Annotated in this window: 14 protein-coding genes; 8 read left to right on the top strand and 6 right to left on the bottom strand. The window is 61.5% G+C overall.

Annotation, left to right across the window (positions count from 1 at the left end):
- Positions 1-87: 87 nt before the first annotated feature.
- From ACOOHD_RS07775 to ACOOHD_RS07765, 3 genes are all read left to right on the top strand, one after another.
- On the top strand, positions 88-513 hold the full coding sequence (locus ACOOHD_RS07775) for an acyl-CoA thioesterase (RefSeq protein ID WP_420461002.1): 426 nt from the start codon (positions 88-90) through the stop codon (positions 511-513).
- Between the two features lie 126 nt (positions 514-639).
- Positions 640-1,590, top strand: a complete 951-nt coding sequence (locus ACOOHD_RS07770) for a hypothetical protein (RefSeq protein WP_420461001.1) — start codon at positions 640-642, stop codon at positions 1,588-1,590.
- 90 nt (positions 1,591-1,680) lie between these two features.
- Positions 1,681-2,967: a Gfo/Idh/MocA family protein gene (locus ACOOHD_RS07765; RefSeq protein WP_420461000.1), complete on the top strand. Its 1,287-nt coding sequence runs from the start codon at positions 1,681-1,683 to the stop codon at positions 2,965-2,967.
- Here the strand turns inward: ACOOHD_RS07765 and ACOOHD_RS07760 are convergent.
- On the bottom strand, positions 2,964-3,875 hold the full coding sequence (locus ACOOHD_RS07760) for a sugar phosphate isomerase/epimerase family protein (RefSeq protein ID WP_420460999.1): 912 nt from the start codon (positions 3,873-3,875) through the stop codon (positions 2,964-2,966). The genes ACOOHD_RS07765 and ACOOHD_RS07760 overlap by 4 nt on opposite strands.
- A 72-nt stretch (positions 3,876-3,947) precedes the next feature.
- Between ACOOHD_RS07760 and ACOOHD_RS07755 the strand changes: the two genes are divergently transcribed.
- Entirely contained in the window at positions 3,948-4,670 is a 723-nt protein-coding gene (locus tag ACOOHD_RS07755) for an acetolactate decarboxylase (protein WP_420460998.1), read from the top strand.
- Positions 4,671-4,692: 22 nt separating this feature from the next.
- Here ACOOHD_RS07755 and ACOOHD_RS07750 read toward each other — a convergent pair whose 3' ends face one another.
- Complete coding sequence (locus tag ACOOHD_RS07750) at positions 4,693-6,861, bottom strand: cation:proton antiporter (RefSeq protein WP_420460997.1); 2,169 nt, start codon at positions 6,859-6,861, stop codon at positions 4,693-4,695.
- 59 nt (positions 6,862-6,920) lie between these two features.
- Complete coding sequence (locus ACOOHD_RS07745) at positions 6,921-7,472, bottom strand: CIA30 family protein (protein ID WP_420460996.1); 552 nt, start codon at positions 7,470-7,472, stop codon at positions 6,921-6,923.
- 162 nt (positions 7,473-7,634) lie between these two features.
- Between ACOOHD_RS07745 and ACOOHD_RS07740 the strand changes: the two genes are divergently transcribed.
- Positions 7,635-8,525 (top strand): dienelactone hydrolase family protein, encoded by an 891-nt coding sequence (locus ACOOHD_RS07740; protein ID WP_420460995.1) that lies wholly within the window; start codon positions 7,635-7,637, stop codon positions 8,523-8,525.
- Here ACOOHD_RS07740 and ACOOHD_RS07735 read toward each other — a convergent pair.
- Positions 8,522-9,151 carry a DUF1684 domain-containing protein gene (locus ACOOHD_RS07735; RefSeq protein WP_420460994.1) on the bottom strand — a complete coding sequence of 210 codons (630 nt, stop codon included), beginning with the start codon at positions 9,149-9,151 and terminating at the stop codon, positions 8,522-8,524. The genes ACOOHD_RS07740 and ACOOHD_RS07735 overlap by 4 nt on opposite strands.
- 128 nt (positions 9,152-9,279) lie before the next feature.
- Here ACOOHD_RS07735 and ACOOHD_RS07730 point away from each other — a divergent pair, with 128 nt between their 5' ends.
- The 3 genes from ACOOHD_RS07730 to ACOOHD_RS07720 are packed head-to-tail and all read left to right on the top strand — an operon-like array spanning position 9,280 to position 11,096.
- Positions 9,280-9,672 carry a hypothetical protein gene (locus ACOOHD_RS07730; RefSeq protein WP_420460993.1) on the top strand — a complete coding sequence of 131 codons (393 nt, stop codon included), beginning with the start codon at positions 9,280-9,282 and terminating at the stop codon, positions 9,670-9,672.
- A 2-nt stretch (positions 9,673-9,674) separates the two neighbouring features.
- Positions 9,675-10,046 (top strand): hypothetical protein, encoded by a 372-nt coding sequence (locus tag ACOOHD_RS07725; protein ID WP_420460992.1) that lies wholly within the window; start codon positions 9,675-9,677, stop codon positions 10,044-10,046.
- Between the two features lie 15 nt (positions 10,047-10,061).
- On the top strand, positions 10,062-11,096 hold the full coding sequence (locus ACOOHD_RS07720; RefSeq protein ID WP_420460991.1) for a phosphotransferase family protein: 1,035 nt from the start codon (positions 10,062-10,064) through the stop codon (positions 11,094-11,096).
- On the opposite strand, the gene ACOOHD_RS07715 is transcribed toward ACOOHD_RS07720, so the two are convergent.
- Together ACOOHD_RS07715 and ACOOHD_RS07710 are read right to left on the bottom strand one after the other, a co-directional pair.
- Positions 11,093-12,547 carry a DUF1501 domain-containing protein gene (locus ACOOHD_RS07715; protein ID WP_420460990.1) on the bottom strand — a complete coding sequence of 485 codons (1,455 nt, stop codon included), beginning with the start codon at positions 12,545-12,547 and terminating at the stop codon, positions 11,093-11,095. The genes ACOOHD_RS07720 and ACOOHD_RS07715 overlap by 4 nt on opposite strands.
- A complete protein-coding gene (locus ACOOHD_RS07710) occupies positions 12,544-15,156 on the bottom strand; it encodes a DUF1553 domain-containing protein (RefSeq protein WP_420460989.1) in 2,613 nt (870 codons plus the stop codon). The genes ACOOHD_RS07715 and ACOOHD_RS07710 overlap by 4 nt, the downstream gene beginning before the upstream one ends.
- Between the last annotated feature and the right edge of the window lie 10 nt (positions 15,157-15,166).

Genomic DNA, 15,166 nt, shown 5'->3' with positions numbered 1-15,166 from the left:
GCTTCTTAGGTGGTAATAAGTCGGCAGACGAACTTTTGCTCCGGCACACCGGAGCAAAACAATTCGGCTGACGACAGTCAATGAACCATGATTACGGTAGAAAACTTCCCCAACCTCCACGATTTCCCCGTCCACTGGGGCGACATGGACTCCGCCAACCACGTCAATAACTTGGTGTACCTACGCTGGGCCGAAACGGTGCGCGTGCTATATTTCGAGGCCATCGGCGTCAACACCAGCTTCGGGCCGGAGGGCGGCACGGGGGCCATCCTGGCCTGGCAGGACTGCAAGTACGTGTTCCCTATGACCTACCCCGACACCGCGCGGGTGGGCACGCGCACCATTGAGGTGTTGGAGGATCGCTTCATTATGCAGACGGCCATATTTAGCGCTCGGCACCAGCGGCTGGCGGCGGTGACCCAGCAGACCATCGTGCCCTACGATTATGCGGCGCTGCGCAAGCTGCCCCTACCGCAGGCCTGGCGGGAGGCGATCGAGCAGCGACAACTTTAGGGGGTGCAGGGCGTACACGAGTCCATGATACGAGCTTTTTACGGTGCTGTTCTCTTAGTGTTGGGGGCGTGCGGTGACCCGTCGGACCCACCCGAAATAAGGGAGAGCTACCTATACGTCAGTGCATTGGATGGGCGGGGCCCGCTGGTGCACGGTGACGTGGTGCGGCGGCGGGATGCGGAAGTCACCATCCATAACCTGCTCCAGGGCCGGGACACGCTCATCGCGCTGCGAGACGGGGCCACCCTTAACACCCTGGCATCAGCGGGTAAATTAATTCCTCTACGGCAGGTCACCACGCCACTCGATACCGCGCTGCTTACCCGGCGGCCCTTCACGTACCGCTATGGCGGGGCCACCTACTGGGCCAGTTTCGAGCCCGTGTTTACCGGCTTCCCGGAGTACGCTCGCCGCGGAGCCCGTGACTTTGTTAATCGGATGACCGACTGGCGAGCAAATGGTCCGGGACTACAATATTCGGAGTACAGCCTGGCCCTGACCGGTCCGCAGCCGGTGCTGGTACTGGGGGAGCGGCGGCGCGGACAGTACCTTGAAAACGCAATCGTGCTGGTAGACAGCATCGGCGCTACGGGCTTTGCTGGACGTCTCATTGAAAAAGATCAGGTCCACCCGGTACGCTTCGAGCAATTGCCAGAAGCGCCGGTAGAGTATACCGCCGAGGCCTTCGTCGATGAGGTCAATGCCGGCTACTCACGCAGTTACCTCCTCGCGCCGCTGGAAGAAGACCAGGAAGGGAGCACCGCCGTGGAGGTGAACCGTCTGCCCCGTCGCAGTACCATCGACCCCGGCGACCTGGGTAATATCAGCGCGAGCTTCCTCGACGACGGCACGCTGATGTTCCTGTCCAACGATCACATCGTGCTACAGGGCAGCTACGTGCTGGACCTGGACAGGGGCTTACTGACGGTCTCCGACGACACCGATGCCGATTACCGGGTGTTTGTGGATACGCGTGACGGGATTGCCTTTACTCTACCGGTATCTGTAGTAGAGTTAGTGGGTAGCCGGCTCGTTGGTCAGGATAATTACCTGCGTATCGAGGTAGCAGCGCCCTGAGGCCCTGTGGGTAAATCGCTCCGGGGTGCTGGATATGTGTTGTATGCGTATCTTAGGTGGTATTCTCTGTCTTGCTAAGTCGATCACCCTATGATTCCAGCTACCCGACGCCGCTTCATGAAGGCTGCCGCTACAACCGCCGCCGGTATCTCCTTCATCCCCTCCTACCTCAGTGCCGGTATCGGCGGCAACCGCGCCAGCGATACGCTCACCCTCGGCATCATCGGCTGCGGTAAGCAGGCGCAAGGATTAGCCCACGTCATTATGCAGGTGCCCGGCACCCGCCTGGTAGCCGCCTGCGACCTTCATCCAGCTAAACTGGCCAAGTTTGTCGACATTCGGAAAGAGAATATGATGGCCGCCGACCGAGCTGACGAGGCGTCCATCGCTTCGTACACCGACTACCGCCAGCTGCTCGACCACGACGGACTGGATGCCGTAGTGGTAGCCGTACCCGATCACCAGCACGCCACGGTGTGCATCGAGGCCCTCGACCGCGGCCTACACGTCTACTGCGAAAAGCCCCTGGCCCACACTGTTGAGGAGGGCCGCGCCATGGTTGAAGCCGTAACCCGCAGCGGAAAGGTGCTACAGACCGGCAGCATGCAGCGCTCCATGTTCAACTTTGGCCGGGCGGTAGAGCTCGTGCAGTCCGGCAAGCTCGGCGAGGTCAAGGAGGTACTTGTGGGCATCGGCCCGCCCCCCCGGCCCTTTGACCTGGAGGCGGAGGCCGTGCCCGAGGGGCTAGACTGGAAGGCGTGGATCGGTCCCTCGGTTATGCGGCCCTATAATCCCGTCCTGCTCCCCCCGCTAGATCTTGACATCTGGGCCAAGTGGCGCGACTATGCCGAGTTCGGCGGTGGTATGGTCACCGACTGGGGCGCGCATATGTTCGATATCGTACAGTGGGCGAAGGGCATGGACAAAAGTGGCCCCACCCACTTCATCCCGCCCCCCGGTGAGAACCCGCAGGATGGACTCACCTTCTACTACGCCGACAGCACCCGCGTCGGGCACCGCATGTTCGGCCGGGGCAACGCTATTCGCTTCATCGGAAGCGAGGGCAGCCTGGACGTATCACGTAGCTTCCTCGATAGCTCGATTACCGGCCTGATTCCCGAAGCAGATCAAACGCGCCAGGACCAGTCCGACGCCTTCGTACGGCACATGACCAACTTCGTAGACGTGATCCGCAACGGCGGCGAGCTCGTCTGTCCCGTCGAGACCGGCCACCGCACGGCCAGCGTGTGCACCCTGGCCAACATCACGTACCGCCTAGGCCGCTCCCTAACCTGGAACCCGGAGCAGGAGCGTTTTACCGACGACGAGACCGCTAACCAGTTGTTAGGAGATGCCTACCGGACTTCCCTAGCCTAGACGAACTGCCGCAAGTAACGGTAACTCTGCCGCAGCGCTTGTAGCCGCCCCTCCAGGCTACCCTCGAAGGCCAGGTCCTCCACCTCCACGCAGACCGGCCCGGTGTAGCCCACACTCGATAGCATACTGAAAAACCGCCCCCAGTCCACGTGCCCCAGCCCCGGGATCTTGGGCTCGTACCACTTAGTGGGTACCGCCATGATGCCGTGGCGGTCCAGCCGGTGCTGGTCCACCCGCATGTCCTTGGCGTGCACGTGTACCAGCCGGTCGGTAAACTCCCGCATGGGGGCCAGGTAGTCCATCCGCTGCCAGATCATGTGCGAAGGGTCGTAGTTGAGCCCGAAGTAGGGCGTAGGAAACTCTGCAAACATCTGCTCCCAGGTCGCCGGTGAAGTGGCTAGATTCTTGCCTCCTGGCCACTCGTCGTTAGTGAAAATCATGGGGCAGTTTTCAATGCCGACGTACACCTGTTTTTCCTCAGCGTATTCCAGCAAGGGTCCCCACACCTCCCGAAAGCGCGGCCAGTTATCATCAATAGATTTTTTCGGGTCGCGCCCGATGAAGGTATTGGCGTGGTTCACCCCCAGCAGTGCCGCCGCGTCGATGACCTTACGAAAGTGGTCGATATACACCTGCCCTTCCGCCCGGTCGGCCACGAGCATGTTAGGGTAGTAGCTCAGCGCGCTGATGGCCACGCCGTACCGGTCGCTCAGCTCCCGGATACGTTGCACCTGCGTCCCCGGCAGATCCGTCACATCAATGTGGGTCACGCCCGCGTAGCGCCGCTCGGCCTTACCGGGGGGCCAGCACATGACCTCGATACATTCGTAGCCAATCTCGGCGGCTACCTGGAAAACTTCTTCCAGCGACTGTTCGGGAAGAATAGCGGTGACAAAACCTAGCTGCATATCCGTAATTTTGCGGCAAAAGGTAGGAAATTGCGGCGGTGCGCGGGTGCAATGACCGCAAACCACACCCCCATGAAACTCCCGGTACTCGTCCTATTGGTGTTGCTCCTTCTAACCTGCGATCCCAATCGTCCGGCCCCCGGGCAGGCCATCGCCTCCGATACCTCACTCACCGTAGTCGGCTCCATGGAGGCCACCATGCGCGGGGACAAACTCAGCGGCAGCATCGATCTGGATACCCTCCAGAATCGGCAGGGACTCTACGGACTTGGCCCCGGCGAGTACCTACGCGGTGAGGTCCTAGTCTTCGACGGGCGCGGCTACCTGAGCCGGGTTGATGGCCCCGATGGCATGACGGTAGCCGAGACCATGCAGCTACGCCCGCCCTTTTTCGTCTACACCCACCAGCGCAGCTGGAATGAGTACACCGTACCGACCGATGTACGTACCCTCGCTCAGTTCGTCGACTACCTCGATCAACTCACGATCGGCGATCCCCGCCCCTTCGTGTACCGACTGGCCGGACCGCTGGAGCGGGCCGAAATCCACCTTCAGAACCTCCCGGAGGGCATTGTCCCTGAGTCTCCCGCCGAGGCCCACCGGGGGCAGCAGACCTTTACCCTTACGGACCGCCAGGTCGACATCCTGGGCTTCTTCAGCACCTCGCACCAGGGCATATTCACTCCTCTGGATAGCTACGTGCACATGCACCTGATCACCCGGGAGCGTGACCGTATGGGCCACCTGGACGGGGTGGTGTTTGGGGAGGGGATGAAGTTGTTTCTTCCGGAGTAGGTGGGGAGCCTCGCGGCACGCTCTATCCCTGTAGCTCAGGCCCAGGCCGACGCAGCACCCCAGAAAGCGACCGCCCAAACTTATTGATCTGCAGCAGCGGCTCCAGCATGGTAGCGTCCCGCATACCCACCTCCGCCGCCTCACCCACCCCCTCCTGCATGGGATAGATAAGCAGGAAGCTACTGGCCTGAAAGTACTTATTCAGGTAGCCGGGCACCTTATGCATGGCCTTCTGGAAGGAGGGTTTATCCCGGCGGCTCATTACGATGACGAGATTATCGTTGGGGCGTACGTCGCGGCTCAGGATCAGGAAGTCGTTCCAGTCGTTGAAGGCCACGAAGGTGCACTCGATGGGGTCGCGCTCCTGCCGCTCGCGGATGGGGGCCAGGGTACGCTCGCCGCCGTAGATGACCACGGTGGCCCCGGAGTTGTGCGACATATTCCAGAGCTTATCGAGCCAGGGGTCGAAGCCGGTTTCCTCCTCCGCCCGGTCGGGCACCAGCACCAAGTGGCGCGAGATGGTACCGAAGGGCTGGGCGGGTTTGTAGATGAGGGTGGTGACGTTACACCGCTGCAGAATGCCATCGGTGAGGTGTCCGAGGAAGGAATCGGAGATACCCTTAGCTACGTGAAGCCCCAGGATAAGGTCGCTGATCTTGTGCTCCTTGACGACGCTGCTGATGCCGTTGACCAGGTTGAGGTCGTAGCGCAGCAGTTCGTGCAGGGCCGTATCGGTGGCCGCGGCGATGGTGGTTGCCTTATGGAGGATCTTCTTGGCGCGGCTCTCGCGGCTGGCGTCCTCGGCCGTATTGTCCATGATGCTGAGGGCATAGAGCTCCCCGACCTTTTTAGGGGTCTTGATGGTGACGCCGAGATTGACCAGTTCCTCGGTGGTTGCTGCATTGCTGAGGGGAATGAGAATGCGTTCTCCGTTGAGGATATCTTCGTCGACCGTAGGTTCCTGCTCCTCCAGCGCGGCGATCCGTCCGGCCCCCCGCTGGGCGAAGAGGGAGGCAATGGTACAGGTAGCCAGGATCATGAGGATGGTGCCGTTCAGGACGTTCTCGTTGAGCAGGCGGATGGGCTCGCCCGCTTCCGTGGTACCCACCACGATGTTGTAGCCTACGAGTACGGCGGCCAGGGTGGCAGCGGCCTGGGCGTTGCTGAGTCCGAAGATAACGTCGCGCTCATCGCCAGAGAGCTTGTACGCCCGTTGGGTTAGCGCGGCAGCGGCGTACTTCGACACACAGGCTACCAAGATCATCACCCCGCCCACCTGCAGGGTACGCGTATCCTCCACGAAGGCCCGGTAGTCGATGAGCATACCTACCCCGATGAGGAAGAAGGGGATGAAGATGGCGTTACCCACGAACTCGATGCGGTTCATCAGCGGCGAGGTGTGGGGGATGAGTCGGTTGAGCGCCAGCCCCGCCAGGAAGGCGCCGATGATGGGCTCGATACCGGCGAGCTCGGCCAGCACCGCGCCCAGGAACACCATGGCAAGCACGAAGATGTACTGCGAGGTATTGTCATCAAAGCGCTTAAAGAACCAGCGCCCGATGAGCGGAAAAACCAGCAGCACGATCGCCCCAAAAACCAGGATCGACACACTCAGCCGCAGCCAGAAGGCCCCGTTGACCTCCCCCTGCGTCATACCCACGATCACGGCCAGTACGAGCAGCGCCAGGGTATCGGTGATCATGGTCCCGCCCACGGTGATGTTGACGGCCTTGTTCTTCGCGATACCAAGCTTGCTCACCAGGGGGTAGGCGATCAGGGTATGGGAGGCAAACATACTGGCCAGCAGCACCGAGGTCATGAGGGAGTACTGCAGCACGTAGTAGCCCGCCAGGGTACCCAGCACCATTGGGAGGGTGAAGGTCACGAGGCCGAAGCCGACACTCTTCGTCGCGTTCTTTTTGAAGTCGCCCAGGTCGATCTCGAGTCCGGCCAGGAACATGATGTACAATAGGCCCACGGTACCCGATAGGATAATGCCACTGTCCCGCTCCATCAGGTTGAGCCCAAAGGGGCCCACGATGGCCCCGGCAATGATGAGCCCCAGCAGCTGCGGGATTTTAATCCGGTTAAGCAGGATCGGCGCAAAGAGAATGATCAGCAGGATCACCAGAAACTTCAGCACCGGGTCGGTGAGAGGGAGGCTGAGGTCCAGGGAGTTGAGTAGCAGCATGCAGGTGAGGCTATTCTTGGGTGAACAGAGGATAAAGCCTACTTGCTCGCTACACCGCCCTACTTCGCCTCAATCCGATCCACCAGCACCTCAAAATCCTGCTCCTTTTTATTGCCGATCAGCAATTGCACCTCGTGCACCGGCCCCCCAGCGAAGTTCGGTACGTCGACCGGCTCACCGTGGTGTACGGCCGTCATTTCCCCAAACGGTACCTGCACCTGCTCCCACTCCCCGCTGGTCGGAAAGCTAGCCTGGTGGTAGTAGTCCTGGTCCGGGTCAGACTTTACGCGTAGGGTGTACGACTTACCGTCACCCTTCACCCGCAGATTAAACACGCTCAGTCCTGCCACATCCACCGGTTGGTTCAGGGTGTAAAGGATGGAAGAAAATCCCCCATTGTTCTCCAGCGACACGTGGCCGTAAAATCGGGCGTGACCCTTATCGGTCATCTCCACCTGGCCCTGCGATACCCCGCCCATCACCGTGTCGTCCTGCACCCGCCAGGCCATCGGCGTCCCCTTGCGAAAGTCATAGATGGAAACGGGGTCGTGGGTCTTGGCGGGGGCCATAGCAAATGAGATTAGCAGCGTCAGTACGAGCAGGAAGCGCATACCAAGCTAACCCGGCCGTTACGCTCCATGTTCCCGCACCTACAGGGGGGCGGGGCCGCCGGTGCAATATTAATCGAATAGCGTCCGCAACAGCTTTGGTAGTTCACCCACCAATGTAAGCCTTGTACCCTAGCTTGTGGGTTAAACCAAGCCCCGCCGCCGATGTCCAAGCTCGATAAATCCCAGCTCCCTCAGGAAGTCTTCAATCTTTACGACCGCTACGCCCACAACCAGCTCGACCGGCGGGCATTTGTGAAGCAGCTATCGCACTATGCCGTGGGCGGACTTACCGTCACCGCCCTACTGGACTACCTCATGCCCGAGTACACCACCCGCGTGCAGATCAAGGCCGATGACCCCCGCCTCGATAGCGATACGGTAGAGTATACCACGCCCCAAAGCGGCATCACCATCCGCGGCCAGCTCGCTCGCCCGGTCGACAAGACCGAGAAACTGCCTGGTATCATCGTCGTCCACGAGAACCGCGGGCTCAATCCCTACATCGAGGACGTGGGTCGCCGCGCCGCCGTGGCCGACTTTATCTCCCTGGCCCCCGACGCCCTCACCCCCCTGGGCGGCTACCCCGGCAACGACGATGAGGGCCGCGAGCTGCAGGGCCAACGCGACCGCGAGGAGATGCTCGACGACTTCGTGGCCGCCTACGAGTACCTGCGCCACCACCCCGAGTGCACGGGTAGGGTAGGGGTGGTGGGCTTCTGCTTCGGGGGCTATATCTCAAACATGCTTGCCGTGCGCTGTCCCGACCTCGGTGCCGCCGTGCCCTTCTACGGCAGTCAGCCCACCGCCGAGGAGACCGCGCAGATCCAGGCCCCGCTGCTACTCCACTACGCCGGACTCGACGAGCGCGTCAATGCAGGCTGGCCAGATTACGAAGCCGCCCTCAAAGCCAATAACGTGAACTACCAGGCCTACATCTACCCCGAGGTCAATCACGGCTTCCATAACGATACCACCCCCCGCTACGACGAGGCGGCCGCCACCCTGGCGTGGGAGCGGACGATCGCCTTTTTCGACGAGCATCTGCGGGGTTAGTCCAGCCGCACCCCCGCCCGCACCGCCACCGGCAGTCGGTTCTGGGCCGGCGGTACGGGACATGAAAACCCATCGCTGTAAGCACAGTAGGGTTGGTAGGCCTTATTGAAATCAATCATCAGCTTATCGCCCTCGGGCTTCGGTAAGTCGAGGTAGCGGCCACCGCCGTAGGTCTCGCTACCGGAGGTCGCGTCTTGAAAGGGAAGAAAAAGTAGTCCCGCGTATTCTTCCGGCACGTTGGGGTTGGTGGTCTCCAAAACATCGAGCGCTAGAACCTGTCCCCCGAGAGTGAAGCTCGCCCGTCCGTACACCCGAAACTCCGCCATGCGCTGGCTGCTGGTAGGCAGCCGCACGATTTCGGGGTCGGCGTAAGGGGTGAAGGCAGCCACCACCCGGTAGGCGGGATCGAGGGGGAAGAAGGGGAGGCCGCCAAGTTCCTGTAGCTTAGCTAGTTTTGTGGAGTCGAGGATGGTCCGCTTGGGGTCTAGGTAGGTAGCACTGAGCTCGGCCTGAAAATTCGCGGCCTCCTGTATGGCCGTCGGACGGGGTGTGGCCGTCGGACGGGGTCGACCCGCGCAGGATAGCAGCACGATCCAGGAGATAAGCAGGCAGGCGGTACGGAGCATAGCGGCAGGGTAAGGCAGGTACCGACTTATCTTGCACGGTATCCGCTCAGCAAAAATACCGTGCGCTTGCATTACCTCGCACTCATCTTTTCATTGCCATTCCCACCACCGGTGCCGAGCCAGTCGTAATGGATACACTCGACCGATCACCGGGCGGGAGTAATTGTCATCTATTGGTTGCCGCGCTGAGCTGGTGGGAATGGAAGCGGCCGTGGTTTACGGTGATCATTATGGTGGTGGGATTCTACGCTGCTACCGTACCGGAAGGCGGTAACTCCTTCGGTCCGTTTACTATCTGGCACACCTTGTTCGAGCTGGGCTGCTGGGCCGTGGTTGCAAATGCCTGCTACTGTGCCGGCTACCTACTCGACGCACTAGTCTATCACTACGGGCGGGGCCGGGTGCGACTAGGCAAATTGCGCTGGGTGATTTTTCTACTTGGTACCGGAGTGACGAGCCTGATTTTCTACGCCTGGGCCAGTAATTGGTACTTTCCCATTCTTTGGTGGATATACTTATAGCTATGGATATTCTAGATCAGCCCCTTTCCCCCGTTACCGAGGAGCATGTCCTCGTCATTGCCCTGGCTTGGTGGGAGGGGAGGCGGCTGTGGTTTAATGGGGCGGTGCTGCTGTCGGGGATAGCTGGAATAGTGCTGCCGCCATTTAATCTTTTTAGTGATAATCGTTTCATACTACTGGAAATAGCCGTATGGGCCATTCTGGTCAACCTTGCCTACTGTGCAGGCTACATGCTAGAGGCGCTGGCATACCAGTATCAACTTAACTGGTTGCGATTGGGAAAACTACGATGGGTGTTATTCAAGATCGGTACCGGACTGGTTAGCTTTGCCACCTTCAGTTTTGCTAACCTCTGGTACATACGTGGTTACTAACCTCTACATTCGGGAATGCCCAACCCCATCCGCCCCGGCGAAGAAGTCCCCACCGACCGCCTCGAACCCTATTTGAGAGAGCAGCTTACGGAGCTCACCGGCCCACTCACCATCACCCAGTTTCACGGGGGCCACGCTAACCTGACCTACGAGCTCAAATTCGGCGACCGGGAGCTGGTCCTACGCCGGCCACCCTTCGGCACCATCGCGCCGGGGGCACACGATATGCGGCGGGAATACCAAATCCTGTCGCGGCTGCACGGACACTTCACCCCCGCCCCAAAGGCCGTATTACTCTGCACTGACCCATCAGTAATCGGTGCCGACTTTGTCGTCATGGAGCGGCGGCACGGGGTAGTCGTGCGTTACACGCTGCCGGACACCTTCCGGGAGCTGTCCAACGTGGAACGGCGACTCACCGATGCGCTGATGCGGGTAAGTGCCGATCTACACCGGGTAGATGTCATGCAGGCTAGGCTCCAGGAACTTGGTAAGCCCGAAGGGTTCGCCGCCCGCCAGTTGAGGGGCTGGTCGAAGCGGTGGCAACTAGCCAAAACGCAGGATAACGCGGATATGGATTACCTGGCCACCGCACTAGCCGAAGATATTCCCACCCCCCAGGTGGTCAGCATCGTACACGGCGACCTCAAGTTCGACAACTGCCAGTATCAGCCCGGGAAGCCGGACCGGGTGACCTCCGTGTTCGACTGGGACATGGCCACCCTGGGCGATCCGCTCATCGACCTAGCCGGTACCCTGAGCTTCTGGCCCGACCCCGGACTGGATGCGGCCGACATGCCGATCCGTCTACTGAAAGGTGAGTGGCCGGACAAGGAGTATGTGAAGCAGCGCTACGCGGAGTACACTGGCTACAACCTGTCACGCATGCCCTGGTATGAGTCCTTCGCCTGTTTCAAAACCGCGGTGATCGCCCAGCAGCTCTACCACCGCTACGTGCAGGGTAGTACGCGGGATGAGCGGATGGAGAAATTTGGGCGGGCGGCGCGGGCCTTTGCCAGACTGGGGCGGCAGAAGTTAGTAGCTAACTAAGCAATAATTGGTTTGATCACCTCACCGGCCACATCCGTCAGCCGAAAGTTACGTCCCTGGAAGGGGTAGGTAAGCTGCTCGTGGTCGAGTCCGAGTTGGTACAGGATGGTAGCCTGCACGTCATGGACGTGGGTACGCTCGGCCACGCCCTGGTAGCCGATCGCATCGGTCACCCCGTAGCTGGCCCCGCCCCGCACACCACCGCCGGCCATCCACATCGTAAAGGCGTCGCCGTGGTGGTCGCGGCCCAGGAAGGGATTGGTGATGCCCCCACGGTTTTCCTGCATGGGGGTACGGCCAAACTCGCCACCCCAGACTACGAGGGTATCCTCCAGCAGTCCGCGCTGTTTTAGATCGGCAAGTAATGCGGAGATGGGGCGATCGATCTCGCGGCACTTGTCGCGTAGCCCCTCGGCTAGGCCAGTATCCCGGCTCGTACCGTGCATGTCCCAGCCCCAGTCGTAGAGCTGGATGAAGCGCACGTCGGCCTCAGCTAGGCGGCGGGCCAGTAGGCAGTTGTTGGCGAAGGAGTTACGTCCGGGCTCCGTACCGTACATGGCGTGAATGTAAGCCGGCTCCTTGCTGATGTCCATCACCTCGGGCACCGAAACCTGCATCTTGAAGGCCATCTCGTACTGCCGGATGCGGGTGAGGGTCTCGGGGTCGCCTACCTCATTGTACTGCCGCTGATTGAGCTCGTTAATGGCCGCGATGGACCGCCCCCGTAGACTACGCGGCATGCCCTCCGGATCGCTGAGGTACAGGATGGGATCACCCTCGGTACGGCACTGCACGCCCTGCTCGATGCTGGGCAAAAAGCCACTACTCCACAGCTTTTTACCGGCGCTGGGCTCCCGGCCACCGCTCGATAGCACGATGAAGCCCGGTAGGTTCTCGTTGCCGGAACCCAGTCCGTAGGTGACCCAGCTGCCCATTGCCGGCCGGCCCAGGCGCGGACTTCCGGTGTGCATGAGCAACTGAGCCGGAGCGTGATTGAACTCTTCGGTGTGCACGGCGCGCAGAAAAGCCATATCGTCAATCAGCCTGGCCTGGTGAGGGAACAGCTCGGAGACGTAGGCACCACTCTCGCCGTAGCGGGCAAAGCTGGCCTGGGGACCAAGCATCTTCGGCGTCCCCTGGATGAAGGCGAAGCGCTTCCCCCGTAGTAGGGAGGGCGGGCAGTCCTGTCCGTGCAACTGCTGTAAATCGGGCTTATAATCGAAGGTTTCGAGCTGGCTCGGCGCACCGGCCATGTGGAGATAAATGACGCGGCGAGCGCGCGCGGCTAGTGACGGAGTAGGGTAGGACGAAGTGGGGGCCGGGGGTTGCTCGGTACACCCCAACAAACTACCGAGAGCAATACCTCCCAGGCCGAGGGTACACTGGCGCAGAAAGTGGCGGCGGCTGTTGAGCTCGGCCTGCCGGTAGTGAGCTTCCTGGAGTGGGGTCATGATTTGGTGAGGAACTCGTCCAGGTTAAATAAGACATTGACCACCAAGAAAAGGGCTTCCTCTCGCCTGCCGTCGTACTCCGCCAGGGCATCCTCGTAGAGGGCTAGCAGAGCCTCCCGGTCCCCCTCGCGCACGGGGCGCTGTAGGAGGCGGCGGTGGAGAATGTCGATGGCGGTGGCCGGATCGGCGGTTTGCTCGTTGACGTCCTCCGCCAGCTTACGCATGCCCTCCATGAAGGCCGGGTCATTGAGGGTGGCCAGGGCCTGTAGCGGAGTATTGGTGGGGATGCGTTGCGACAGACACACCTCGCGGGCGGAACCATCGAAGGTGGTCATACCGGGGTAAAGCACCGAGCGCCGTAGGTAGGTGTACACCGCCCGGCGGTAACGATCCTCGCCGGTGCTAGTCTCCCACCTCATGTCACTGTAGGGGATATGGTCCCAGAGCCCCTCGGGTTGGGGGGGCATGACGCCGGGGCCGTACATCTTGTCGCTGAGCAGTCCCGATACCGCCAGCATCTGGTCGCGGAGCTGTTCGGCGGTGAGGCGGGCACTCGGTCCACGCGCTAGTAGGGCATTGGCGGGATCCAGCTCGCGCAGGGCGGGAGAGGCCTGGCTGGACTGCCGGTAGGTCTGTGATAGCACGATGGTGCGGATCAGCCTCTTGACGCTCCAGTCTAGCTCGGTACTGAGGTAAACCGCCAGCCAGTCGAGCAGCTCGGGGTGACTGGGTGCGGCACCCTGACTACCGAAGTCCTCCAGCGTACTTACGATGCCCCGACCGAAAAGCTCCGCCCAGATCCGGTTGACCGTTACCCGGGCCGTCAGCGGGTTTTCAGGACTCACCAACCAGCGGGCGAAGGTGAGTCGGTCGCCGTCCGGAGCAATTTCGGGTAGTATCTCCGGCACCCCGCCCCGCATCTCCGCGCCGTGCACCAGCCAGTTGCCCCGCTCGAACAGGTAGGTGGTCCGACTCAGCCCGGGCGGGTTCTCACTCAGGATCGGTACCGATACGCTATCCGCCGAAGTCACTACATCGACGAGTCCCGCAGCGATCTCGTCGTAGCCAGCGGTGGCGGCTCCCGGCAGCCTGGGCTGCGGGTACACGCTGTACACGTTCAGCAGTGGTCCGCCCGCCTTACCGGCCACGCCCAGGTGCAGCTGATGCCTACCGGTAGTGGGAATGAGGGGAATGACGGTCACGCTTCCCCAGTTCTGGCGTAGCGCTGCGGTACCTACCAGGGGCCCATCCGGGGCATCAAGGTGCACCTCCAGGGTGGTTGCATCCCGCGCCCCCGCACTGATGTGGAGCGCCGTTACCTGATCCAGTGACATGGACGGCAGGGCAAAGGAGTGGCCGTCCTGCAGCACCATAAAATCCTCGTCTCCCCGGTCCGTAAATATTCCCCCGATTACCTCCTCGAAGTGGTAGGGCCGCAGTACGGGCTCGCGGGTCTGTAGGTAGCGCTGCCACTGCACGATCTCCTCCGGCTCCCCGTGGGCCTCTACCCACTGCCGCACGCTATTGACGCGGGACTGTAGTGCCTGCGTGGGGATCGACACCGCCGGTCGTTCCCAGACGTGGTCGTGGTCGGCCGTGTTGTTGAAGTAAGCATACGACTGGTAATAGGCCGCGTGCTCGATGGGGTCGTAGGGGTGACTGTGGCACTGCACGCAGGCCATGGTGGTGCCCTGCCAGACCTCCCAGGTGGTGTTGACGCGGTCCAGCACGCTCACTACGCGGTATTCCTCATTGTCGGTACCGCCCTCCTCGTTGCTCGGGGTATTGCGGTGGAAACCTGTAGCAATCAACTGATTACGTGTCGGTGAACCGAGCAAATCTCCGGCCAGTTGCAGGATGGTGAAGGAGTCGAAGGGCATGTCGGCGTTGAAGGCCCGAATCACCCAGTCGCGGTACGGCCAGATCGTGCGGGGCCGGTCGCGTTCGTAGCCCCGGGAGTCAGCGTAGCGGGCCAGGTCGAGCCAGGTGGCGGCCCGGTGCTCCCCGTAGCGGGGGCTGGCCAGGTAGCGGTCTACGGCGGCGGCGTAGGCGGCCTCACTCGGGTCAGCTACGAAGGCGGCGACTTCTTCGGGGGTGGGGGGTAGCCCCGTCAGGTCAAAGGCCAAACGGCGTAGCAGGACGTGGGGCGCGGCCGCGGGTGCAAGCGTGCGGGAGTGGGGCGCGAGTCCATCCGCTATGTACGCATCGATCTCATTACCCCCGGCCGGCACGGCGGCGTGGGCGGCAACTACGGTGGGCGCCCGGTAGGCCCAGTGCTCCTCCCACTCCGCGCCCTGGTCGATCCAGCGCTCAAGGGTGCGGATGTTGGCTTCACTCAGGGGGGGGCGCTCGTAGGGCATGCGTACCTCCGGATCGGTGTGGCGAACCCGTTTGATCAGTTCGCTGCGTGCGGCACTTCCGGGTACGATGGCGGCCATGGCATCCTCGCGAAAAATTAGGCCCAGCTCCCCGGACTGCTTCACGCCGCCGTGGCAGCCGACGCAGTGGACGTTGAAGATGGGGCGCACCTCGGCGTTGAAGCTGACGCGCTCCTCGGACTGGCAGGAGACCAGCAGGTTGATCACTACTATGCTGAGGAGCAGGCGCATCGTGGTACGT

This window comes from Neolewinella sp. (assembly GCF_965214665.1).
GTDB lineage: Bacteria > Bacteroidota > Bacteroidia > Chitinophagales > Saprospiraceae > Neolewinella.
This window is presented reverse-complemented; position numbering and strand designations above follow the sequence as displayed.

Coding starts and splice junctions, on each gene's coding strand:
- ACOOHD_RS07775 (WP_420461002.1), top strand. CDS start 88: ATGATTACGGTAGAAAACTTCCCCAACCTCCACGATTTCCCCGTCCAC.
- ACOOHD_RS07765 (WP_420461000.1), top strand. CDS start 1,681: ATGATTCCAGCTACCCGACGCCGCTTCATGAAGGCTGCCGCTACAACC.
- ACOOHD_RS07760 (WP_420460999.1), bottom strand. CDS start 3,875: ATGCAGCTAGGTTTTGTCACCGCTATTCTTCCCGAACAGTCGCTGGAA.
- ACOOHD_RS07755 (WP_420460998.1), top strand. CDS start 3,948: ATGAAACTCCCGGTACTCGTCCTATTGGTGTTGCTCCTTCTAACCTGC.
- ACOOHD_RS07750 (WP_420460997.1), bottom strand. CDS start 6,861: ATGCTGCTACTCAACTCCCTGGACCTCAGCCTCCCTCTCACCGACCCG.
- ACOOHD_RS07745 (WP_420460996.1), bottom strand. CDS start 7,472: ATGCGCTTCCTGCTCGTACTGACGCTGCTAATCTCATTTGCTATGGCC.
- ACOOHD_RS07740 (WP_420460995.1), top strand. CDS start 7,635: ATGTCCAAGCTCGATAAATCCCAGCTCCCTCAGGAAGTCTTCAATCTT.
- ACOOHD_RS07735 (WP_420460994.1), bottom strand. CDS start 9,151: ATGCTCCGTACCGCCTGCCTGCTTATCTCCTGGATCGTGCTGCTATCC.
- ACOOHD_RS07730 (WP_420460993.1), top strand. CDS start 9,280: ATGGATACACTCGACCGATCACCGGGCGGGAGTAATTGTCATCTATTG.
- ACOOHD_RS07725 (WP_420460992.1), top strand. CDS start 9,675: ATGGATATTCTAGATCAGCCCCTTTCCCCCGTTACCGAGGAGCATGTC.
- ACOOHD_RS07720 (WP_420460991.1), top strand. CDS start 10,062: ATGCCCAACCCCATCCGCCCCGGCGAAGAAGTCCCCACCGACCGCCTC.
- ACOOHD_RS07715 (WP_420460990.1), bottom strand. CDS start 12,547: ATGACCCCACTCCAGGAAGCTCACTACCGGCAGGCCGAGCTCAACAGC.
- ACOOHD_RS07710 (WP_420460989.1), bottom strand. CDS start 15,156: ATGCGCCTGCTCCTCAGCATAGTAGTGATCAACCTGCTGGTCTCCTGC.